We start from the raw sequence: 22,423 nt of genomic DNA on the forward strand, positions 1-22,423 counted from the left end.
AGGAATTAAATCCGGGCTTTTTTTTAGACCGAATTCAGAAGGCCGCGGAGAATACTGACTCCTCGGCCAGCTCTCAAGTGCCCCGCAACAGAGCACCGACGACAGGTATGGGGCACGGTTGCGGGCCATCTTAGAAATGCACCTTTACCAGCAGGCTGGCGGTGTTCTGATTGGTGTCGAAGTTGTGCGTGTTTTCGATGCCATATTTATTTTTCCAATAGCTGTATTCGGTGCCGACATACAGTTGCTTCTGGCTCCAGCCCAAAGCTTTGCCCAGGTCATATTTGATCTGCGGATTGATGTGCAGGTTGGCGTGGTAGGTGCCGCGTGAGTTCTCATCGTTGTCGACTACCCAATCGAGGTAGCCGTCGATCAGCACATCGGAATTGCCCAGGGGAAAGCTGTAGGACCAGCCGGGGGTGATCTGCCAGACGCCATCGCCGGGGCGCGGGCCTTCGGTCTGGCGGCGAAAGATGTTCAGGGTGACGTAGTTGAAACCGGGCACCTTGAGGTCGAAACCTGGGCCGATCAGGTAGGCCTCGCTGTCGCCTTCGCCGTACTCGTAAGTCATGGCGAGCAGGACGTCTTTGATCGGGCCGAACTCGAGCTTCTGGTCGAAGATCTTGCCGAACGAGAAGCGCGGGGTGAATTCACCGTAGAACGCGTGCGGGCCTTTGTTCGCGTCTTCCTTGCCGTTGTAGAAGATTTTGTCGACGAACAGGAAGTTGTCGCCGTACTTCCATTTGTCGGCGTGCTCGAAGGTCAGCGTCTGCTGGATCGATGGGTTGATTGCGAAATTCTTGCCGTACAGATAGCTCAGGCTGTTGGTCTGCCACAGCAGTAAATCGCCGGCCATGGCCTGACTCGCGGCCAGCAGGCCGCCACTCAACAGAACGTTGGTTTGCGTGCGAATCATCTGTTGCTCCCTCTTGTTTTTATTGTTTGAGGCGCAGAGCTGTTGCGCGCCCTTGTAGGAGTGAGCCTGCTCGCGATAGCGGTGAATCAGTCAACGAATCTGTTGAATCTGATAACGACATCGCGAGCAGGCTCACTCCTACAGGGGGATAGCGTTTTTCAGTTAATGCTGGTGCGCGTGGCAGTCATTGATCGCCGCGCGCTCTTTGCCGCCGAGAATGTTGAACAGCAGGTTCAGCGTCAGCGCACTGAGCGTTGCCATGGCGATGCCGCTGTGGGTAATCGGGCTCATCCACATCGGCAAATGCGCAAAAAACTCCGGACGCACCACCGGGATCAGGCCCATGCCGATGCTCACCGCGACCAGCAACTGGTTGCGCCGGTCACCGATGTCGGCTTCCTGGAGAATCTTGATTCCGGTCGCGGCGACCATGCCGAACATTGCAATCGCTGCGCCGCCCAAAACCGCTGGAGGAATAGATGCAACGAGGAATGCCGCTTTCGGCAGCAGGCTCAACACGATCAGCAAGCCACCGGCAACGATGGTCACCGAGCGGCAGCGCACGCCGGTCATCTGCACCAGGCCGATGTTCTGCGCGAACGAGGAGTGGGTGAAGGTGTTGAAGAAACCAGCGACAAACGAGGCGCCGGCATCACACAGCAAGCCGCGACGCAGCATGCGCGGGCAGACTTCCTGGCCGGTGATCTTGCCCAGCGCGAGGAACATCCCGGTGGATTCAACAAAGATGATCACCACTACCAGGCACATCGACAGAATCGGTGCCAGTTCGAATTTCGGCATGCCGAAATGCAGCGGAGTGACGAACTGAACCCATGGCGCGCTGGCCATGCCGCTCAGGTCGACCATGCCAATCGCGCCGCACAGGATGTAGCCGAAGCACATGCCGATCAGTACGGAAATGTTGACCCAGAAACCGCGCATGAAGCGGTGGACCAGCAGAATAGTGCCCAACACCAATGCGGCGATGGCCAGATAAATCGGTGAGCCGAATTGCGCAGCGGCAGCGCCACCACCGGCCCAATTCACGGCCACGGGGAACAGCGACAAACCGATCGAGGTGATGACCGTGCCGGTCACCAGCGGCGGGAAGAAGCGCACGACCTTGGACATGAACGGCGCGATGAGCATGCCGAAGAAACCGGCAGCGATCGTCGCACCGAAGATGCCTTGCAGGCCGATACCGGGCATGCCGGCCATGGCGACCATGCTGCCGACTGCAGCAAAACTGGCGCCCATCATCACCGGCATGCGAATGCCCATCGGGCCTATGCCCATGGATTGCACGATGGTGGCGATACCGGCGACCAGCAGGTCGGCGTTGATCAGGAAGGCAATTTCTTCACGACTCAGGCCAGCGGCCTGTCCAATGATCAGCGGCACCGCGATGGCACCGCCGTACATCAGCAGAACATGTTGCAAACCGACCAGGATCAGTTGCAAAAGGGGCAATCGCTGAATGGCGGGTGCGTCGGGGATGCGCGCTTTGGACAGCTCGGACATGCAACACCTCGGATCTTTTTTATTCTTGTGATTGAACAGCTGCCGGGTTGCTCACAGCTGTTTCTTTGCATCAGGTAAAACCGCGTTAAGGCGATTCGCGAGCAGGCTCGCTCCCACAGGAAATGCGCGATCTCTGTGGGAGCGAGCTTGCTCGCGAAGCTTTGTTGCTTAGTTGGTCTGTGCTCCCTGGGCGATCCATGCACCGATCAGGTCACGTTCCTGCTGGGTCATCTGCGTGATGTTGCCCAGCGGCATGATCTGCGTGGTGATGGCTTGCGCCTGGATGCGCGCCGCGTTCTGGCGAATTTGCTCTGGGGTGTCGAACATCACACCGGCAGGCGCCGCACTGAACAGCGGGCTGGTCGGTTTGGCCGAGTGGCAAACCGCGCAACGTTCCTGAATCACGTTGTGCACTTTGTCGAAGGCCGGACCTGCATTGGAGGCTTGCGCCGGTGCTGCTGCAGGGGCTGCGGGTGCAGCAGGTGCCACCGCTTCAGCCGGTTTCGCGCCACCGCCCAGTGCCGTTTCCGGCAGCGGTTGGTACTCGATTTTGGCTGGTGCCTTGGCCACTTCCGGTGCGGTCGACATCGGCGTTGGGCCGGTGACGTACGCCAGGGTGATCATGCCCACCGCTGCAACCGGCAGAGTCCAGGCAAACTTGTGGCTGTCATGACGGGTGTTGAAGTAGTGACGCACCAACACCGCCAACACCGCGATCCCGGCGAGGATCAACCAGTTGTACTGGCTGCCATAGGTGCTCGGGAAGTGGTTGCTGATCATGATGAACAGCACCGGCAAGGTGAAGTAGTTGTTGTGACGCGAACGCAGCAAGCCTTTGGCTGGCAGCGCCGGGTCCGGCGTGCGGTTCTCGGCAATTGCGGCAACCAGTGCACGCTGTGCCGGCATGATGATGCGGAACACGTTACCGACCATGATGGTGCCGATGATCGCGCCGACGTGCAGGTACGCACCACGACCGCTGAACACTTTGCTGAAGCCATACGCTGCGCCGATGATCAGCACGAACAGAATGAAGCCGAGCAGAGCAGGGCGTTTGCCCAGGGCCGAGTCGCACAGGAAGGAGTAGATGAACCAGCCGATAAACAGCGAGCCAATACCGATGGCCACGCCTTCAGGGCCGCTCAGGGTGCTGCCCGGAGCCAGCAGGTAGAGCGTTGGGTTGGAGTAGAACACCACGCACAGCAGCGCGATACCCGACATCCAGGTGAAGTAGGCTTCCCATTTGAACCAGTGCAGGTTCTCCGGCATCGCCGGTGGGGCCAGTTTGTATTTTTCCAGGTGATAGATACCGCCACCGTGGATCGCCCACAGGTCACCGGCCAGGCCGGTTTTCGGGTTGACGCGGTTGAGGTTGTTCTCCAGCCAGACGAAGTAGAACGACGCGCCGATCCAGGCCACGCCAGTAATCATGTGAACCCAGCGCACGCTCAGGTTCAGCCATTCCAACAGATGTGCTTCCACAGTCTTTACCTCTCGCCTGTCACTCTTGTTGTCGAGTGATCAGACCTTCTCTTATTGGTGGGGGGCGAGGATCAAACGCTCATCCTCTTTGAAAAAATGCTCATCGCAGTTATTGCCTGTGCCACTGCGATCAACCACCAGGAAGTCATCCCGCTTTTCGATCGTCAGCACCGGATGGTGCCAAACGCCGCGATGGTAATTAATGCCCTGCCTGCCGTTGGTGACGAAGGCGCGGACCAAGCCTGATACAGGTTCATCGCCAACTGGCGCGACCACGATCAGAAAGGGGTTGCCGAGCAGCGGAATGAAAGCCTGGCTGCCCAGCGGATGGCGTTCCAGCATGCAAACGGTCAGCGGCATGTCCTGCGCGTCGGCGCGGAAGATGCTGATGATCGCGTTGTCCTCAGGCTGAGCGGTTTCGACCGTCGCCAGTTTATGGAAGCGCATGGTCGAACCGTTGTTGATCATGAAGTGATCGCTGCCGTCGGTTTCGATCACGTCACCGAAAGGGGCGAAGGCTTCTTTGCTCAGCGGTTCAATCGTTAGTGTGCGCATGCTGTTCTTCTTATCCGAATTCTGTGTTGACTGTTCTGACGCCTTCGCGAGCAGGTTCGCTCCCACCTGTGGAATGCAATACCTTGTGGGAGCGAGCTTGCTCGCGAATGGGTTCAACCTTATTTAGCGACCTTGCCCAAAACGCGCAGGCGACTCACACCACCATCCGGGAACACGTTCAGGCGAATGTGGGTGATCGGGCCCAGCGCCTTGATCTGCTCGACGAAGGTGTGTTCGGCGTGCATTTCCAGCTTCTGGCTTGGCAGCAGTTCACGCCAGAACAGCGACTGGGTTTCGATCTGGCTGTCAGTACCACCTTTGACGAACGCACCCTGGATCGAGCAAGTGTCCGGGTAGTTGCCTTTGAAGTGCAGGGTGTCGACGACGATCTTCTCGATCTCGCCCGGGTGACCCAGCGCGACGATGACCCAGTCATTGCCTGGCGTGCGACGACGTGCAGTTTCCCAGCCGTCGCCCATGTTGATGCCACGGCCCGGGTTGAGGATGTTGCTCATGCGGCCGAAGTGTTCGTCGGAGCAGGCGAGGGCGCGGCCACCATTCAGGGCTGCTGCCAGATCGACTTGCTCGTTGTCACCCACAGCGGACCAATCGCGGAACGGAATGCCGTACACGCGCAGACGGGCGACACCGCCGTCCGGGTAGATGTTGAAGCGCAGGTGGCTGAACGCTTGGTCGTTGCTGATTTCGTGGTAGTGGTGGCTGTTGCCCTGCAGCTCGACGGCCGACAGCACTTCAGTCCACTGGGTGTTTTCATCAGGCTCGCCCGACGCCAGGAAGCACGCTTCCAGAGAGGCCGATGGCGGGAAGTTGCCGGTGAAGAATGAAGTATCGATGTCCACGCCTTTGATCGAGCCCGGTACGCCCAGACGGATTACGGCGCTGTCGAAGCCTTCGAAGCGCTTGCGGCGTGATTCCCAGCCGTCCATCCACTTGCCGTTGTCATCGAACACGCCCTCCTTCCATACGGCCGGGGTCGGTTGGAACAGACGATTGGCGTCTGCGAACCAGTCATCGGTGACCGAAATGATTTTGGTGCCCAGACGGGCATCGGCCAGGTTGACGAATTTTTCGAAAGGTACGGCGTAAGCTTTCATTCTTCTTGTCTGCCTTTAAAAAAGTGGCTGGGGATGCTTGCAGGACCCTGGGTACTCTCCGCGTTTGATGTACTCGGGTCAGGCTTGCTAAAGAGTCAGTAAACGGAACAGGGCGATCTTGTTGATCTCCGCCAGCGCGCATTTGAACTCGGTGTCTTGCGAGTTGTGAATGCGCGTTTCGAACGCCGCGAGGATCTGATGCCGGTTGCTGCCTTTTACCGCCATGATGAAGGGAAACTTGAACTTGGCTTTGTAGGCGTCGTTCAGCTCGGTGAAGCGTTGGAACTCTTCGGCCGTGCATTGGTGAATACCGGCGCCAGCCTGTTCATTGGTGCTGGCTTCGGTCAGTTGGCCCTGGACGGCCGCTTTGCCGGCCAGGTCCGGGTGAGCGTTGATCAGTGCCAGCTGACTGGCGTGATCAGCGCTCAACAGGATGTCGCTCATGCGCTGGTGCAGGGTTTCGATCTCGTCGATCGAAGCGTCCGCACCCAGGTCGTAGGCCTTCTCGGCCACCCATGGCGAATGTTCGTAGATGTCGGCGAAGGCGTTGACGAAAGCGTCGCGGCTCAGGGTCGACGGTTGCAGGGTTTGAAAGCGGCTCATTTCGCGGCCTCTTGGTACGGGTGGGTTTCGTGCCAGTGACGCGCGATGTCGACGCGACGGCTGAACCACACCTGTTCATGACTTTTGGCGTATTCGATAAAGCGTTTGAGCGAAGCGAGGCGACCCGGACGGCCGATCAGGCGGCAGTGCAGACCGATCGAGAGCATCTTCGGCGCTTCGGCACCTTCGGCGTAAAGCACGTCGAACGCGTCTTTGAGGTATTCGAAGAAGTCGTCACCCTTGTTGAAACCTTGCACCTGGGTGAAGCGCATGTCGTTGGTGTCGAGGGTGTACGGGATCACCAGATGCGGCTTGCCGGTCGGGTTGTTCGGTTCCCAGTAGGGCAGGTCATCGTCGTAAGTGTCGCAGTCGTAGAGGAAACCACCTTCTTCCATGACCAGGCGACGGGTGTTCGGGCCAGTGCGGCCGGTGTACCAGCCCAGTGGGCGCTCGCCGGTGATTTCGGTGAGGACGCGGATCGCTTCGAGCATGTGCTCACGCTCCTGCGCTTCGTCCATGTACTGATAGTCGATCCAGCGGTAGCCGTGGCTGCAGATCTCGTGGCCGGCATCAACCATCGCGCGGATCACATCCGGGTGGCGCTGAGCGGCCATGGCCACGGCGAAGATGGTCAACGGAATGTCGAATTCCTTGAACAGTTTCAGAATCCGCCAGACGCCGGCGCGGCTGCCATACTCGTAAAGCGATTCCATGCTCATGTTACGCGCGCCTTGCAGCGGCTGAGCGGCAACCATTTCGGAGAGGAAGGCTTCGGATTCTTTGTCGCCGTGCAGGATATTGCGCTCGCCGCCTTCTTCGTAATTGAGTACGAACGACAGAGCGATGCGGGCATTGCCCGGCCAGTGTGGGTGAGGAGGGTTACTGCCGTAACCGATCAGGTCGCGTGGGTAGTCAGCGCTCACTGCAGTCTTCCTTCTTATTCGTTGACAGATGGGTGTGGCGGCCTGGCAGGCTGGCGTCACAGCGATGGGCTGATTGTATACAACTTTATTCGCAATTTGTAAGCCTGAATTTTCGCATTTTTCGCCGACTGTCATCTTTTCCTGGTATTGGCGTGAGCCTGCAAGAAACCTGCCTGACCAGTCAGTTAATGGATAGGAGGTGCAATGTATAGGCGTGTTGCTGGCAGAACGCGGGGAAACCCCCGATTGGCGGGGGTGGTGTGAAAAATGTCGTTTTTATTGTGTACAATTTTTTTGAGAAGTGTCTTAATCAGTCGCTCGCCGCAGCTTTTCGTGCTCCGAATCGGTGCGGTCTCCTTTTTATCTGACTTCGGGAGGCGCGAGGTCTGACTGCTTCCACGCAGGCAGGCGCGCAGAATCAATGGGACGTTTGACAACACACGTTTTGGACGCTGCACACGGTTGCCCGGGCAGTTCGATCAAGGTCGAGCTGTACCGCGTTGAAGGTTCGCACCTGGAATTGGTCGCCAGTGCGATAACCAACAGCGATGGCCGGGTCGATGCGCCGCTGCTGCAAGGCGATGATTATCGTACCGGGGTTTATCAGGTTCAGTTCCACGCTGGCGATTACTACCGCGCCCGCGGCGTTCAGTTGCCGGAGCCGGCATTTCTGGACGTGGTTGTACTGCGCTTCGGCATCTCTGCCGAACAGGATCACTACCACGTGCCATTGCTGATTTCGCCTTACAGCTATTCCACGTACCGGGGCAGCTGACCCCCAAGCAGCTGCCCCCCACCGGGAAGCGACTGCGCATATAGCTTCTTTGGTCTTTCGCCCGCTCACACTGCGGGCTTTTTTATGCCTGAGTAATCTGCCCGCCTGTGCTGCAGAGAACTCCGGAGCTCATTCAGCTGTGTCGGGTGACAATAAGGTTATGTTCGTGAGTGGGGAGAGGCTCGTTGGTGCCCAGCAAAAAAACGATTCTGTTGGTGTGCAAATGCACCATCAACTCGTCTTTGACCTGTACGTCCATGTTGTCGACAAAGACTCTTTTCTTCAGCCAGGCAACTGGATCAGGGAGAAAAACAGTGTTGTTTTGAATCCTGTCCATGAACAGGATGAAAACAGGATCAACCCCCGTTCGCTTGATCAATAAGGCATTCCCCTGGTTGGCGCCGAAATCATGGGCAATGGAGTAGCCGTGTGCACTAAGAAGATCTTTGAACAGTGTTCGCGTTGTTCGGCGACCCCTTTGGTGTTGCGAGCCGGAGAACAGTTTCGGGTTGAAGTCGATTCTTCGCAGACCTTCAGCGGAAGGTAGCGGCATACGCATGTAACCATTTACGTCAGTCGCAAGCGGCGAGAGGAGCATCAGCGGGTCGCTCAAGTCTTGACGAGCGACTCTGTTATCACCCGTGAAAATAGAGCGATTTTCCCAGTACTTGAACGTCTCGAACAATGCACTGATCCCGGACCCTGTTATTTTCTCGGAGTGACTGGCTCGGTTGAACATCTCCCGTGCGGCTTTACTTGCAGAGTGATCGGAAAGATAGGGGAACTGATCGCTGACATATTGAGTCAGGCTTTTCTCAAATGGCCGACTCTCCACGATTCTCCATGCCTGACTGCCATGCCCCGTATTGCCCTCCCACTTCACTGCCGCCCTGGGTTGCAACTCAGGATTGCTCAGCAGCAACTGTTCGAAAGCATCGAAACGAGTAGCAGAAAACTGTGGCGGCTTGATGAAGGCAAAGGCGTCAATGGCGTGGCTCGGCTGGTCAAGTATCGCAAAGTGCTTGCCGCCGATTTCGATGGAGTCGCCGGCTGACGGTTTCGTCGTGGTTCCCCAGCCTTTCCATAATTCACTGATGCCCATGAGTACGAAGGGATTGAGAGGATCACTGTCTTCTGGCAGTCGAGGGCGTTTACTTGGACTCGGGCCGGGCTTTTGTGACCGGGGCAGGGCACGGGAACTGCCTGCTTGTGGAGCTTGTTGTGTCTCTGTAGTCGTCTGCAATTTACGGCGCCAGACGAATTGCCCGGGAATCTGCTCGAACGCTATATCCGGCACATTGATCGTTGTTGCTGAAGCCAGTTTGTATTCGCCTTGTTCGTTCCTGCGAACCAGGACGGTTCCTTCGGCGATATCGACATAGGTTTTCCCACGCGGCCCTTTGCGAATACCGTCCAGGGACTCCCGCGCGGCAGGCAGAAGGGTCGCCAGGTGCGGGTCGACGAGGATGATCGCTTGTAGTGGTTCGGCAGTCCGTGGCTGCGCAGACAGACTCCTCTGTCTGGAGTGAGCCGCGTACCACTGTGCCTCGATGCGCCAACGTGACTGGCCGTGGATTTTTTTCAGAATGGGTGGTGTCACGCCCGGAGCCGCGGGCCAGGGAATCTGGTAGTGACCGGCGGTGTTGAGTTCAACCCGGTAATGCCGGCCGTCTTCCAGGTGCGCGTAAATCTGGCCGCCCGGGGCCACGAATAACCCGTCGACGGATTTGTGCGGCTGTAGAAGAGCGGCTTGTAATATCGGCAGGGATATCTCGGCCAGTCTGGCATTGGTTTCGGTGAGCAGCGGATCCGTTATGTAACTCACCACCACGCGTGGGGCGCCTGCCATTTCACTGCCAGACGTACCGGGATTAGAAGTGTCGGGCAGTTGTTTCGTACCTGGCGCAAAAATGTCAGAACCCTGAGTGTTTTTGAGGCTGCCATTGCCAGCGGCAGATCTGTTGATCGCCGAGGTGTCGGGCGAAGCAGGGCGGACTGTAGTCTTTGTGGGTTTGGTCATTTGAAGTATCTCTAAGCTGTTCATGTTTTTTGGTTGACTGTCCTGCGCGGTCATTGGTCTTTGAAAATGAACAGCGTTGTCTGCCCCAGAACATCTGTCTGGGTGCCGCCGAGCAGGTAGCTGATCTTTTTTTCTGTGCGGTAAGTCGACAAAGGCTTTGGTTCGCTGCTGGATGTTTGCAGCACGACTTCATTGTTCTCAAAACGCTCAGGCCGAAATCGCTGCAGGCGCCCGTCGTTAACAGGTGGCAGTTTCAGTACGAACACGTGATCGATTTTCTCGCGGTAAAACAACAATTCGTTTTCCGCAAGCGTGTTTGTCGGGTTGCTCACCACGTAACCGTCATCCTCCAGAATCTGTCGGAACAGCCTGCGCAGATTGGCCGCAGTGGGCGTCGTGGCGTACTCGTTCCAGTGGCGAGAGAAGCGCCCGGGATCAAAATCCAGTCGCATCAGGCCTTCACCCAGCGAAGCAGGAATCGCCAAGGTGGGTTCCGGTCCGGACAGAGGGCGCAACATGAGGAGCGGGTCGGCCAGCTCTCGATTCGGTGCTCTGCGCCGATCCCTGTTGGCCCAGTAACCAAACACCTGGTTCATCAGCGCCAGACCTGGGGCAATGATGATTTCCGATCGGTTCGCCTGATTGAACATGGCCCGGGCGAGTGAATTGACGGATTGATCCGACAAGTATTTGAAGGTTCTGGCGATGTACCGGGTGATCGGCATCTCGAAGGGCACGACACTGTCGAGGACCGTCCATTGGTGGTTTTGTTTAACCGCCCACTTGGGCTGCAGCGACGGGTTGTCCCGCAGCATGTATTCGAAAGCGTCATACAGGGCGGGCGAGAACAACGGATGCTGCAGGTAAACCAGTCGCGGGTTGGCATTCAGGTCTTGTTGCATCACCCGGTAATACTGCCCGTCGATCTCGATATGCTGACCCAACGCTGGTCGGACACGGTGTCCCCAGTTTCGCCATAAACCGAAACTCAAGTTGATCGCGTCAGGGTTGTCCGAGAGCAGGCTTTCGGTCAGCGCCCGGGTGGCGTCTGTCCCTTCTTCCTGATGCGGGCGTTTGCTGGGGCCGGCCATGGGGTCCGACGTCTCGGTCGAGGTTTTGCGTTTTTCCTGCGGCGGGCGTTGCGCAGGCAAATCGGTTAGCCCGGTCTTGCGGCGCCACAGTCGCGTCCCGGGAATCTGTTCGAACAATAGAGCGGATACTTCGCGCGCCGTCGCGGAGGTCTGCTGATAGTGACCGTTGGCGTTTTTACGCACCATGACGGTTCCTTCTGCGGTATCGATATAGGTTTTTCGGTGCTTGTCGTAGCGAACGCCGTCCGGTGTTTGCAGGCGGGGGGAGAGCAGGGCGGCGGCATCGGGGGCGAGGTAGATCGGCTGTTCCCCGGGGATACGCTCAGCGGCTGCAGCTGGCCCGTCATTGTCTGGGTTGTGCGCCAGCCAACTGGGTCGTTCGAAGGTCCAGACTGGCTGGCGCTCGGTTTTGATCAGGAAAGGACCCGCCAGATGCGGAGTGAAGTTGAAGGGAATCCGGAAGCGGCCATCGTGATGGATTTCGACCAGCAGATGCCCCGCATTTTCAACATGGGCGTACAGTTTTCCCTCCGGGCTGGTGAACAATCCGCTGTCGGGATCCAGCCGTTGTAGCAGGTGCACTTGATCGGCAGGCCAGCTGATGGCGCGCAGAGCGGCCGCTACCGACACGGGGTAGACGGCAGATGCCTCGTGGACCTGCACTGGCTGTTGACGCCCGGAATTGCTCGGCAGGTCTGCAGAGGATTGCGTGGTTTCGCCGGGGATTCTGGGGACAATGCCAGCGGCATTTGGGCGTGTGTCAGGCGCAATAACACCGGCCACACGCTTTGGTGGTTTGACCATTAACTGAATCTCTTGATTTGGATTGTGGGGGTGCAGGTGTCCGGACTTGCGGACGTACCGTTCAGGCGTTCAGCAGCGGCTCAGCCCTCTCTCACAATGAACAGCGTCGGGTAATCAGCGGATATGGGTTGTATACCCCCCACCAGATGGATGACTTCGGTGTGAGCCAACTGGCCCTCCAGCATCTGTTTTTGCGACACGCTGAGCCTCGTCAGATAGGCGGGGTCGATGAGTTCGGTACCTGCGGGTGTGGTGCGAGTAACCTGATTGCCAGCGATGGGTGGCAGCTTCAACACGAATAGAGCGGCAACGCCTGGGCGGTAAAAAATCAATGCACCTTCACTGAGTCGGTGCGTGGTCGGATTAATGCTGTAGCCGTTGTGTTGCAGAATGGTCGCCATCAATCCGCGCAGGTTTCCTGGCGTCGGCGCTGCTGCATAGGAGGCCCACTCCTGAGGAAACCGTTGTGGGTCGAAATCCAGGCGCTGTAATACGGCTGAGTTGTGCGCAGGCAGTGTGAGCAAGCGGCCGCCTGCCAGATGGCCGGGCGATGTCGGCAGTTTTGGCAGCATCATCAAAGGGTCCGCCAGTCCGTGTAGCGGGGGCTCGTGATTCACCCTGTCCAGCCAGTGGCGGAAGGTCAGCGCCATCGCCGAAAGTCCATGGGCGTTGATGCCCTGAGGCAGTGAAAGCCGATCGAATACCGCCCGCGCGAGGTTGCTGGTCGCCTGCTCGGACAGATAGTTGCAGGCGGCGGAAACATATTGAGTGGCGGACATTTCGAACGGTGGAGCGTTGTCCAGAACCTTCCATTGGCCTTCGCGTTTCAGTGCCCATTTCGGTTGGCGCGAAGGCTCGTGACGCAGCATGTTTTCGAACGCGTCATAGCGGTCCGGTGCAAATCCCGGGTGTTGCAAATAGACCAGTTCGGTATCGGCACTGACACCTTGCGTGACGATCTGAAAGTGTTGCCCGTCGATCTCTATCGACTCGCCTGAATCGGGTTTTGTGGACTTCCCCCAGTTTCTCCACTGACCGGCGGAAAGATCCAGGGCGACGCCCGGCTGGGCTAACAGATGTTCGACCAGCGTGCTGGTACCGGTCGCAACATGGCTCTGTTCGTCCAGGCGTTGGCGCTTGCTCGGGCCGGGTACGGCATCGGGCCTTTCGGTGGACAGTGGATTGATTACGGCTGGGTCGCCTTGCTGCGGCGTGTCGATTTCACGCCAGAGTTTTGTCCCCGGAATCTGTTCCACTCTTTGTCCCGTCGGGGTTGATTCCCCGGCATGTGTCTGTCGCCAGCCTTCCGCAGCTTTGCTCACCATGACCATGCCGCCGAGCATTTCGACGTAGGGTTTCTTGCGTTTGTCGTAGCGAAACCCTTCTTCAGACCCTGGTTGCAGCTTCAGTCGGGTGGCCGATTCGGGGTCGATATAGACCGGATGCGCTGGCCTTTCGCTGCTGGAAGCACCGGCCAGCGCAGACTGTCCGGTTTCGATGGATTGCTGCCTCACCCAATCAGAGGTTCGCGCTTCGCTCAATTGGCGATGCCGGGTGAACGGACGACCGACGATGACGCTGGGGCGGTCGGCGGGCGCTTCTGGCAACGCGTGTGATGAAGTGGCTTCGGTGTGGGGAGTGGAATGACCCGGTTCACCGGGAAGTGCTGCCAGTGGAACAGGTAAAGGATTGGTTGCTCGGCCAGACGCCTCAGGTGACGCCGTGCGAGGAATTTTCCTGGGTGGTTTTGCCATGGATTTGCTCCGATGAATCGCTGATCAGTGATGCGGCCGGATATTCGGGAAGCGGATTCGATGTGCAATTGCGCGGCATCGTGTTTGCCCGACCCATTGGCTTCAAAGGCGTGATGTTCGGCAAAAACTCGCCACGGCGTGCGGTATATATGTATGGCGATGAGGGCAATTGCTGCAGGGTGTTTCGAGGCGTTCGAAAGTCATGCCGACTCGCGCCGGCAGGGCCGGTGCGAGTCGTAGCGGGATCTCAGCGCTCCCTGAGCACGAACACCGAATCCGGAGTCGACTCAACCTTCAATACGCCCCCGATGAGCCAGACCACTTTGTTTTCCATGGTCGCGGTGGCCAGGGCGTGAAACGCCTCGTTGCCTATCCTGGCCGGCAGGCTGGGTTCTGCCAGTTCATTGCCGGGGGTATGGGACAGGCCGACATGATCCACCACACCCAGTTTCATGAAATAAATCCGCTCACTGGTTCCGCGCCTGAATACCAGCGTTGGCATGCGGTGTTCGTATGTCAGGGGAAATATGTCATAGCCGCTGCGAACCAACAGGGCGCCAAGCAGGCGTCTGAGGTTCAGGTCGGTCGGGTAGGTTTTGTAGTGGTTCCACTCGACGGGAAAATGCTTGGGATCGAAGCTGAGTCGTTGCAGTTCGCCGTCGACCTGGGAGGGTATGCGGATGAGTTTTTTCCCGTTGAAATCGATGGCGGGTGCCACTGCCAGCATGTTCAGCGGGTCGGCATACGCAGGTGCGGTGGGAAATGGCCGTTGTTTCCACTGATGCAGGACTGCCTGAATGTTGACCAGCCCGGTGCCGGTAATCATCGGTGTGTTGTCCGCGAGTTCGAACAGCCTTCTGGCGACAGCCCGTGCCGTGTCATCAGAGAAATCAGGGAATGTCTTGGCTACCGACTGCGATATCGGTTCATCGAAGAAACGTTTTCCAGGGTGTATTTCTCCCGGATCGTTACCGATGCGAAATGTTGCAACAGGCTGCATCGAGGGCGCCGTACGGAGCATTTGTTCAAACGCATCGAAGTGTGTTGGCACAAAGTCAGGATGTTGCACAAAGAAGACTTTGGGGTTAGGGGTGGAACCCTTCGGCACCACCGGATAATGAAACCAGCCGAGCTGCACCGACTCCACCTGCGCTGGTTTGTTCAGATGGCCCCAGGGTAGCCAGAAAAACGGTGTTTGCTCGGCTGGAGCGCTGGCGCCTAAGGTTATTGGTGCTAGTGGTTGTTCGGGGACGTTGACCCGCGCGCGTTTGCTTGGGCCGGGTTGCGGTTCGTCTGCTTCGGCCATTGGCCGCGACCTGCCTGCAGCGGGATGGTCGGGGGTTGGCAAGTGCGGATGCTTGCGGCGCCAGAGCACCGTTCCGGGAATCTGTTGAAAAAATACATCGGGCAAGTCTCTGCTTGTTGCCGAGGTCAATTGATATTCACCTTGCTGGTTTTTCCGAACCATGACTGTGCCGTCTGCGGTATCGACGAAGGCATGTTTGAGTTTGTTGTATCGAAGTCCCCCCGTTGAGAGTTCTGCTCTGGTCAGCGTTTTTGCGTCATCAGGCGCAAGGTAGGAGAGGGACGGTGGCGTGGCAGGGGTGTCGGGGCGAGACTGTGTTGATTGCCAGCCGGGGCGCTGGATGTGCCAGCTGGCCTGGCCTTCAATCCTGGTCAGTACCGGGCCGGGAACACCCGGTGCAAAGGTCAGCGGAACGTAATAGTTGCCTTGCAGATCCCGTTCGACGACAAACCGGCCTTCGTTGCCGATTTGCGCGTAGGTTCGTTGATCCGGGCCGGTGAACAGACCCGTGTTTTCTCCGCTTGGTATCAGCTCGTGCAATCGATCCTGTGGCCAGGCGATTGCACTGCGGGCGGCACGGTAGGTATCGGGCATATCACTGACGATGACGGCGGGCGGGCGAGTGGTGGCGATACCGGGAGGTCCCGTGGTCGAGTCGACGCCCGGCAGCGCTGGGTCAGGCAGGTTTGCAGTGACGCGAGTCCCCGAGCCTGGCTGTGCAGGTCTGGTTGTAACAGGGGTATCTGCTGCCACTGTCACAGGAACTTTTTTGGGTTGTTTGGCCATGTGAAGTTACTCGTTGAGTGATGATGCGCGGGCACGTAAGTGCCTCAGCGCATTTTTCAGGCGCACTCGTCCGCATCCCTGTGGAGATGTTCGGTTACTGCACTTCGGAGTGCGCACGCGGTTATCGGTTTTTGACGGGTGTGTGGCGCGTCAAGCAGGGGGAACAGTCATCAACGGCGGCTGTGCAAAGAGGGTGAGGTCTTGATGGCTGCACCGATTGACCACTTGCAGTGCTGAGTATTCAACGCGAGATTTGTCTCTGCGCAGGATCCAGCCGTGTGCGGGAAAGTTGTAGCTCAGTGCCTCGGGACGATTGTCGGCGAGCACGATGTTTCTCACTTTGATCTCTTGATTGGCCATTGCTGCAAGGGCCTCGGGCAAGTCTTTTGCCGAGTCGGGGTCTTCAAAGAAGCGGGCATCCAGACCATCCAGGTAAACCCTGTCGAAAGAAAGATCGACGGTATGGACAACCCCTTTCTCGGTAATGACACGGACCTGATCGATCAGGTCTTCGCTTTCGTACTCGGGCAAATGAATAATGCAGGTGCCGATGTGCAGCTGGTTATTTTCCAGCCTGATCTCGACCTTGCCGAGTTTCGTCGCGTCGAGGTCCCAGGTGGAAGAGTAAGGCAGTCTGGCAGGGGCGTTTGCGAGTGCTCCCGGGGTAGACAATCTGATTGCTATATCGGCAACCAGGTGAATCAGGTAGGTGGAACCAGTACCTTCAAGATTCTGGATCGAGGTTTGCTCGGGATAGGAAAAAAGCGAACCGCATCCCGCCCTGTCGAATTTGAAGGGTTTGGTTTCAGGTAACTCAAAAGGCGTCTGATCTGTGCGCCGTGGCAGTGGTAGTGAGAGCTGCGTCGTCCAAGTATCAAAATCATTCGGATTATGGCTTTCAAGGGGGCAAACATCGGTTTCCGGTGTCAGCTGCAAATTGACCGTGACGCCACCTTTAAAAATGAGCACAACCCGGTAGTTGGGACGTGCGGCCATGGTTCGCAAGATCCTGATCATGTTTCTGGGATCAAATCCACCTTCCGCATAGGCGAACAAGCCAAATTTCAGTGTGTTTTGGCCGAAGTGATAAATCAGGTCGCATCCCGCAAAAAGTTCTCCATTTGACTTCTTCTCTCCCGAGGTAAAGTGCGCTTCAACCTGTGTCAGTTCGCTGATGTCGTAATCAAGATGCAGACGAACCACCGCTTCAGCACGTTTCACCAACCGGAGTGTCGTGTTTTTCCTGGACCTTGGCAGGTAGTAACTCGCATCACGCTGATGATCGATCAGGCACTCGGGAGCGTGGAGGATAAGGGGTCTTTCGGGTGTTCCTTTTTTTACAACGACGACTTCGATTTCGAGGTTGTGGCCATTTTCGATGCTGTCGGGCAGGTCGGGGACGTCAGGCAGTTTTAACGAGTAGCCGTCGCCGGTCATGAACGTGAATTTATTATTCTGCAATACGAAGTTGTTTGCGTCTTTCTTATACAGGCCTTGAATGATCACGACACTTTTCGGGTCGTCCGCAAATGCGAATCGGGAACTGATGATCAGCGCGCCATTCTCGATTGCCCAGCTTTCGATCAGTTCGTATTTCCAGTTGAGCAGAACAATACTTTCTTCTGTGCCGTCTTCGATGATGGCAATACGGCCTGGTTTGTGGTCAATGATGTATTCGTCAATGCCAGCCTCACCCGAGGCTGTTGCTCCGGGATACGTCAGATGGATTTGATCATTTCCGGGCCCCGCATTGATGGTGTCCTGGCCGCGCGAATTAATGATGTTGCGTTTATCCGAACCGGTCACAACACTGATGGCCCCGCTGACCGTTTCAACATTCTCGATACTTTCCAGAAGGCTGTGGAGAGTATATTTTTCACCCTCTTCGGCAGACGGATCGGTTGCGATTACCTGCAGGGTTTGGGCCAGCAGATCGACGTCATAGCCTTTTCTATCGGTGCGGCGGGTGTAATTGCTTCCAGCCAGAACAAGCGTGTCGTTGCCTGCGCCGCCTTTCAGTGTTGAATACTCAGAAATCTGGGCATCCTGTACAAGCAGATCCCCTGCACCCTCGAACACGAAGCGGTCGTCTTTCTCACCCCCGGTCAGCTGTTTTTTTCCCGATCGGTAGTGAAAGCTGTTGGGTTTGTTTTCAACGCCCTTGATTGAGTCCTGGCCCTCGCTGATGAACCAGAGAATGCCCTTGTTTTCGCCAACCGTACCCAACTCTGCACCAGGCGTATCCTTGGAAACCCCGTTGCGGGCGTCAATGATGTCATCGCCTCCCTTGATCTCGGGAACCTGGATCGTTTCCCAACTGTCTCGTTTGGTCCACCAGTTACGCTTGCGCACTCGGGAGGGTTTGAGGTGGACTTCAAACTTGCCATTAACGATGGCTTCGGTTGTGTCCTTTAGTTGCCCATCCAACAGTTTTCTGGCTGTTTCTTTCAATTGTTTCGCGTGTTGGAGCCTGGTTTTTGCCAGCAGATAGCGGTTTTGCACGGCCTGGTCAGGGTCCATCATGCAGAACGAAAACCAGCCTGTGCGCCAGCGCTCGTCCAGCGTCAGTTCGATGTAGTCATCAATGTCGTCGACCACGCGTACCGCGCCATAAATTTGCGATCCGATGGCCAGGATTGCTCCAGCTGCAAGCCCGACCGGGCCTGCAAATGAAAAGCCTGCCAACGCTGCCGCACCGAGGATGACCGTCATGGCCGCGCTGGTAATACTCAATCCAGCGCTCACGTAATGGTCCATGGCTTCTTTTCCGACGGCATTTTCAGCGGCATTGATCGATCTGACAGCGGTGAAGATATCGAACGGCAATGTCAGTGCGCCGCCGATCAAACCGCCGGAGCGACCCAGCCTCAGGGCAAACCGGGTTTTGGCAAAATCCATCAGGGCGCCTTGCCCGGCCGAGAGCATATTCGACGCAATTTTGCTGACGGCGATGTCAACAACAATGGAACCCACTTCCGTACCAATACCCAAGCTGTTGATGGCGACTTCGGTGGTGTTGTTTGCTTTGATAGCATCCACCACACCGCGTAAACCCATGAATATGCCGAAAGCCTGGATGCCGACACTCGAACCGAGCGCGGCGTAACTTTTCGCCAGGGACACCCAGCGAGGATTATGTTTGGGCAGGTTTGCGTGATACAGGTCCAGTTTCTGTGCGGAATCCAGTAGTTTTACCAATTTGCTACGGTAGTTACCTTCGTCTGTAGAGACTTGCGAACTTTCTCTTATCAGATGAGGGGCCGTCAGTGGGCGTTCGCTGGCCATTTCGAAAAGCAGTGTCGTCAACAAATAACTGTCCTTGCCTGTTGACGATTTCATATGGTGTTCAATGTCGACAGCACTGAACTGCAACGCGTTGATGAAAGATCGCTTGGGTACCCGGAAAAAGGTGCTTTTGCCGCTCAGTGGCTGGCCGTCAAACGTGGCGCCCAAGGCATCAAGTGACACTCGTGTTATTGAAATACTGCCGATTTGCAGCGGGCCGAATACGGAGTCGACTATTTTCAATTGATCGACTTTGCTTTTTACTTTGATGCTGGTTGTTTCATCAGTTTCGGGTTTGAAGTCAATGGTCGAAAGATGATGTTCATTGCTCTCGAAACGCATGTCGGCGATGACGACGGCGTCGGTGATTTCTGCAGTTTCCAATGACGCTTTACGTATCAGGGTGGCCATGTGAACTTCCTTGTTCTGGCGGGTTTTTATTTATTTGAGTCGTGATAGTACGGTCGCCTTTTGAACGATGTACATCAACGGGTTGTTGCTGTGTATTGCGCTTGAGGGATGCAGTTGTGGCGGCGGGGAGATGTCGCGAGCAACACGAGCGGTCGCTGCGAATGCCATCCCTGACCTGAGTTTTTCAAGTCAGGTATGGCTACAGATAAATAAAAAGTTTGTGATCCAAATGTCTCAGTGACTGCTGAGCAACGATGCTGCGCCGGCGCCTCCGAACAAGCCGGCACTGATCCGGTTGAACCAGCTCTGTCCTTTGCCACTGCGCAAGTAACGCGCTGCGCCGTGGGCTCCGAGTCCGTAGGCCAGCTTGCACAGCAGATCCAGCAGGGTCCAGGTGGCGATCATCACCAGCAACTGCGGCAGGAAGGGCTGTTCGGCGCTGAGGAATTGCGGCAGGAAAGCGGCGAAGAACAGGATGTCTTTCGGGTTGCTGGCGCCCAGTACAAAGGCGCGCCCGAACAACGCGCGAAACCGTGGAACGGCGGCAGCTTGTGGCACGACGGCGCCGACTGATGGCTGGCGCGATTGCTGCCAGCTCTGCCAGGCCAGATAGAACAGATAGAGTCCGCCGACGATTTTCAGGGCACTGAACAGTTGCTCCGATGCCAGCAACAAGGCACCCAGCCCCAACGCCGAAGCACTGAGCAGGCAGATAGAGGCGAATACGCCACCGAGAAATGCCGGATAAGAACGGCGCAACCCATAATTCAGACTGTTGCTGATCATCAACAACGACAGTGGCCCCGGAATCAGGATCACCACCAATGCAGCGCCGTTGAACAGCAGCCAGGTTTCCAGACTCATCACTTTCCTCCTTTTTTTGTTGTACTCAAGAATGTGCAAAAGCCCCACCCGATTGGGTGAGGCTGTGTTGAAGCTTGAACCGCGTGACGCTTACAAGAAGATGAACTTGGCGATGAAGATCGCGCAGAGCACCCACAGGCTCACGGAAATTTCCTTGTACTTGCCGGTACCGGCCTTCAACGCCACGTAGGTGATGAAGCCCAGCGCGATGCCGTCGGCGACCGAAAAGGTCAGTGGCATCATGATCGCGGTGACGATGGCCGGGATGGCGTCAGTGGCTTCGTCCCATTCGATGTGGGCCATGCCGCCCATCATCAGCATCGCCACATAGATCAGTGCACCGGCGGTGGCGTAAGCGGGAATCATGCCGGCCAGCGGTGCGAAGAACATCGCCGCTATAAATAGCACACCTACGGTGACTGCGGTAAGACCAGTCCGACCACCAGCGGCTACACCAGCGGCACTTTCTACATAACTGGTGACTGGCGGAACACCGACCACGGCACCGAACACGCTGGACGCACTGTCGGCTTTCATCGCGCGGGAGAGGTTTTCGATACGGCCGTCAGCATTCACCAGATTGGCGCGCTGGGCGACGCCCATCAGCGTGCCGGCGGTGTCGAACATGTGCACAAAGAGAAAGGCCAGTACCACGCTGATCATGCTGACGTTAAACACGCCGGCGACGTTCATGGCCATGAAGGTCGGAGCCAGACTTGGCGGGGTCGACATGATCCCTTCGTAGTGCACGATGCCCAGGCCCCAACCGGCCAGGGTCACGGTGATGATGCTGATGAGGATTGCGCCGAAAACTCGGTGGTAGCTGAGGATCGCGATCATCAGAAAGCAGATGGCCGCGAGCAGTGGGCCGGGTTCGCGCAGGGAGCCGAGTTTGATCAGTGTGGCCGGGCTATCGACGACGATACCCGCGGTTTTCAGGCCGATCAGGCCAAGAAACAGACCGACACCGGCACCCATCGCAAAGCGCAGGCTGACTGGAATGCTGTTCAGCAGCCACTCGCGAATCCGCGAGAAAGTCAGGATCATGAACAGCACACCGGAGACGAACACCGCACCCAGTGCAGTTTCCCAGTTGTAGCCCATGGTGCCGACCACGGTGTAAGTGAAGAACGCGTTGAGGCCCATGCCCGGCGCCAGACCCACTGGCCAGTTGGCGTACAGGCCCATCAACAGGCAGCCCAGCGCGGCGGCGATACAGGTGGCGACGAAGGCTGCACCATGGTCGATCCCGGCATCGGCCATGATGTTCGGGTTGACGAAGATGATGTAAGCCATGGTGATGAAGGTTGTCAGACCGGCAATCAGCTCGGTCTTCACCGTGGTGCCATGCAAGCTGAGTTTAAACAGACGTTCCAGCAAGCCACTGCGTAATGGCGGCGAGAGGTCCAGCGTCGATGCTTCGGATTTGCGGCTTTCCACAGCGAGTACTCCTCAAGAGTTTTATTGTTATTTCCAGGGCCGGACCCATGAGGGGTGGCAGCGGCCCTTTGAGGCATACGCGAATTTGTTGACCATGCGGTCAGGAACTCGCACGCTGTGGATTATGCTTTTGTGTACAAATAAAGCAAATATTGTTTTTGGTTTTGTTTACGAAAGTTCCGTCAATAGGGGTATATCGCCTGCACTGGCCCCTTCGCGAGCAGGCTCGCTCCCACGTTTGGAATGCGTTCCCCTGTGGGAGCGAGCTTGCCCGCGAAGAGGCAGTCCCATTCAATCGAGAGCCGTCTGACTTTTCCCCAGTGCCATATTCACCGCCAACCAGCCATTCACCGCCGCCTCGCCAGCCTCGGCAAACACTCGCTCCAGTAATTTCACCTGCTCACGCCGCAGCGCCTGTTCAAACTTCGCGCCTTCGGCCGTCAATTCCAGCAGACGCTTTCGCTTGTCGGCCTCGGACGCCACGCTGTCGACCAGATGCATTTCCTGTAACTGCCGCAACGGCATGTTCAAGGCCTGCTTGCTCACGCCAAGCAATCCCAGCAATTCCTTCACGCTCAAATTCGGGTATCGAGCGATGAAAAACACAATTCGCTGATGTACCCGCGACAGCCCGCGGCGCTCGAGCATTTCATCAGCCTTGGCGGTGAAGGCTTGATAGCCGAAGAAAAACGCTTCCATCGCCTGTTGTTGGCTCGCGGGGTTTTTAAGGTCAAGCATATTGACGTACTCGCTCAAGCTGTCGTAATTTCAG

At 57.1% G+C, this 22,423-nt stretch carries 16 protein-coding genes; 1 reads left to right on the top strand and 15 read right to left on the bottom strand.

The window, feature by feature from the left end:
• Positions 1–130: 130 nt before the first annotated feature.
• The 7 genes from HU754_RS10060 to puuE form a co-directional block, all read right to left on the bottom strand.
• A complete protein-coding gene (locus tag HU754_RS10060; RefSeq protein WP_099758422.1) occupies positions 131–916 on the bottom strand; it encodes an outer membrane protein OmpK in 786 nt (261 codons plus the stop codon).
• A 162-nt stretch (positions 917–1,078) separates the two neighbouring features.
• On the bottom strand, positions 1,079–2,437 hold the full coding sequence (locus tag HU754_RS10065) for a nucleobase:cation symporter-2 family protein (RefSeq protein ID WP_186624390.1): 1,359 nt from the start codon (positions 2,435–2,437) through the stop codon (positions 1,079–1,081).
• Positions 2,438–2,605: 168 nt separating this feature from the next.
• Entirely contained in the window at positions 2,606–3,919 is a 1,314-nt protein-coding gene (locus HU754_RS10070) for a urate hydroxylase PuuD (protein WP_186624389.1), read from the bottom strand.
• 51 nt (positions 3,920–3,970) lie between these two features.
• The gene (locus tag HU754_RS10075; RefSeq protein WP_034151759.1) at positions 3,971–4,474 is read right to left on the bottom strand and encodes an ureidoglycolate lyase; all 504 of its coding nucleotides are present in this window, start codon (positions 4,472–4,474) and stop codon (positions 3,971–3,973) included.
• A 119-nt stretch (positions 4,475–4,593) separates the two neighbouring features.
• The gene (gene alc / locus HU754_RS10080; protein ID WP_007913974.1) at positions 4,594–5,589 is read right to left on the bottom strand and encodes an allantoicase; all 996 of its coding nucleotides are present in this window, start codon (positions 5,587–5,589) and stop codon (positions 4,594–4,596) included.
• Between the two features lie 87 nt (positions 5,590–5,676).
• Positions 5,677–6,192: a 2-oxo-4-hydroxy-4-carboxy-5-ureidoimidazoline decarboxylase gene (gene uraD, locus HU754_RS10085; protein ID WP_064391195.1), complete on the bottom strand. Its 516-nt coding sequence runs from the start codon at positions 6,190–6,192 to the stop codon at positions 5,677–5,679.
• Positions 6,189–7,115 carry an allantoinase PuuE gene (gene puuE, locus HU754_RS10090; protein WP_093441662.1) on the bottom strand — a complete coding sequence of 309 codons (927 nt, stop codon included), beginning with the start codon at positions 7,113–7,115 and terminating at the stop codon, positions 6,189–6,191. Before puuE ends, uraD begins: the two co-directional genes overlap by 4 nt.
• A 421-nt stretch (positions 7,116–7,536) precedes the next feature.
• Here puuE and uraH point away from each other — a divergent pair, with 421 nt between their 5' ends.
• Entirely contained in the window at positions 7,537–7,890 is a 354-nt protein-coding gene (gene uraH, locus HU754_RS10095; RefSeq protein ID WP_003223171.1) for a hydroxyisourate hydrolase, read from the top strand.
• A gap of 133 nt (positions 7,891–8,023) precedes the next feature.
• On the opposite strand, the gene HU754_RS10100 is transcribed toward uraH, so the two are convergent.
• The 8 genes from HU754_RS10100 to HU754_RS10135 form a co-directional block, all read right to left on the bottom strand.
• On the bottom strand, positions 8,024–9,910 hold the full coding sequence (locus tag HU754_RS10100; protein WP_186624388.1) for a hypothetical protein: 1,887 nt from the start codon (positions 9,908–9,910) through the stop codon (positions 8,024–8,026).
• Between the two features lie 50 nt (positions 9,911–9,960).
• A complete protein-coding gene (locus HU754_RS10105; protein WP_186624387.1) occupies positions 9,961–11,805 on the bottom strand; it encodes a response regulator in 1,845 nt (614 codons plus the stop codon).
• Positions 11,806–11,885: 80 nt separating this feature from the next.
• A complete protein-coding gene (locus tag HU754_RS10110) occupies positions 11,886–13,559 on the bottom strand; it encodes a hypothetical protein (protein ID WP_186624386.1) in 1,674 nt (557 codons plus the stop codon).
• A gap of 247 nt (positions 13,560–13,806) precedes the next feature.
• A complete protein-coding gene (locus HU754_RS10115) occupies positions 13,807–15,651 on the bottom strand; it encodes a hypothetical protein (protein ID WP_186624385.1) in 1,845 nt (614 codons plus the stop codon).
• Between the two features lie 150 nt (positions 15,652–15,801).
• The gene (locus HU754_RS29405) at positions 15,802–19,347 is read right to left on the bottom strand and encodes a calcium-binding protein (protein WP_225919971.1); all 3,546 of its coding nucleotides are present in this window, start codon (positions 19,345–19,347) and stop codon (positions 15,802–15,804) included.
• A gap of 234 nt (positions 19,348–19,581) precedes the next feature.
• Positions 19,582–20,211, bottom strand: a complete 630-nt coding sequence (locus tag HU754_RS10125; RefSeq protein ID WP_186624384.1) for a LysE family translocator — start codon at positions 20,209–20,211, stop codon at positions 19,582–19,584.
• Between the two features lie 90 nt (positions 20,212–20,301).
• Positions 20,302–21,651 (bottom strand): NCS2 family permease, encoded by a 1,350-nt coding sequence (locus HU754_RS10130; RefSeq protein WP_007914003.1) that lies wholly within the window; start codon positions 21,649–21,651, stop codon positions 20,302–20,304.
• A 291-nt stretch (positions 21,652–21,942) separates the two neighbouring features.
• A complete protein-coding gene (locus HU754_RS10135; RefSeq protein ID WP_093441687.1) occupies positions 21,943–22,389 on the bottom strand; it encodes a MarR family winged helix-turn-helix transcriptional regulator in 447 nt (148 codons plus the stop codon).
• Positions 22,390–22,423: the final 34 nt, after the last annotated feature.

The organism is Pseudomonas zeae (genome assembly GCF_014268485.2).
GTDB lineage: Bacteria > Pseudomonadota > Gammaproteobacteria > Pseudomonadales > Pseudomonadaceae > Aquipseudomonas > Aquipseudomonas neuropathica.

Bases quoted from the DNA above. Each gene is read 5' to 3' on its own strand.
- HU754_RS10060 (WP_099758422.1), bottom strand. From the start codon at position 916: ATGATTCGCACGCAAACCAACGTTCTGTTGAGTGGCGGCCTGCTGGCC.
- HU754_RS10065 (WP_186624390.1), bottom strand. From the start codon at position 2,437: ATGTCCGAGCTGTCCAAAGCGCGCATCCCCGACGCACCCGCCATTCAG.
- HU754_RS10075 (WP_034151759.1), bottom strand. From the start codon at position 4,474: ATGCGCACACTAACGATTGAACCGCTGAGCAAAGAAGCCTTCGCCCCT.
- alc (WP_007913974.1), bottom strand. From the start codon at position 5,589: ATGAAAGCTTACGCCGTACCTTTCGAAAAATTCGTCAACCTGGCCGAT.
- uraD (WP_064391195.1), bottom strand. From the start codon at position 6,192: ATGAGCCGCTTTCAAACCCTGCAACCGTCGACCCTGAGCCGCGACGCT.
- uraH (WP_003223171.1), top strand. From the start codon at position 7,537: ATGGGACGTTTGACAACACACGTTTTGGACGCTGCACACGGTTGCCCG.
- HU754_RS10100 (WP_186624388.1), bottom strand. From the start codon at position 9,910: ATGACCAAACCCACAAAGACTACAGTCCGCCCTGCTTCGCCCGACACC.
- HU754_RS10105 (WP_186624387.1), bottom strand. From the start codon at position 11,805: ATGGTCAAACCACCAAAGCGTGTGGCCGGTGTTATTGCGCCTGACACA.
- HU754_RS10110 (WP_186624386.1), bottom strand. From the start codon at position 13,559: ATGGCAAAACCACCCAGGAAAATTCCTCGCACGGCGTCACCTGAGGCG.
- HU754_RS10115 (WP_186624385.1), bottom strand. From the start codon at position 15,651: ATGGCCAAACAACCCAAAAAAGTTCCTGTGACAGTGGCAGCAGATACC.
- HU754_RS29405 (WP_225919971.1), bottom strand. From the start codon at position 19,347: ATGGCCACCCTGATACGTAAAGCGTCATTGGAAACTGCAGAAATCACC.
- HU754_RS10125 (WP_186624384.1), bottom strand. From the start codon at position 20,211: ATGAGTCTGGAAACCTGGCTGCTGTTCAACGGCGCTGCATTGGTGGTG.
- HU754_RS10135 (WP_093441687.1), bottom strand. From the start codon at position 22,389: ATGCTTGACCTTAAAAACCCCGCGAGCCAACAACAGGCGATGGAAGCG.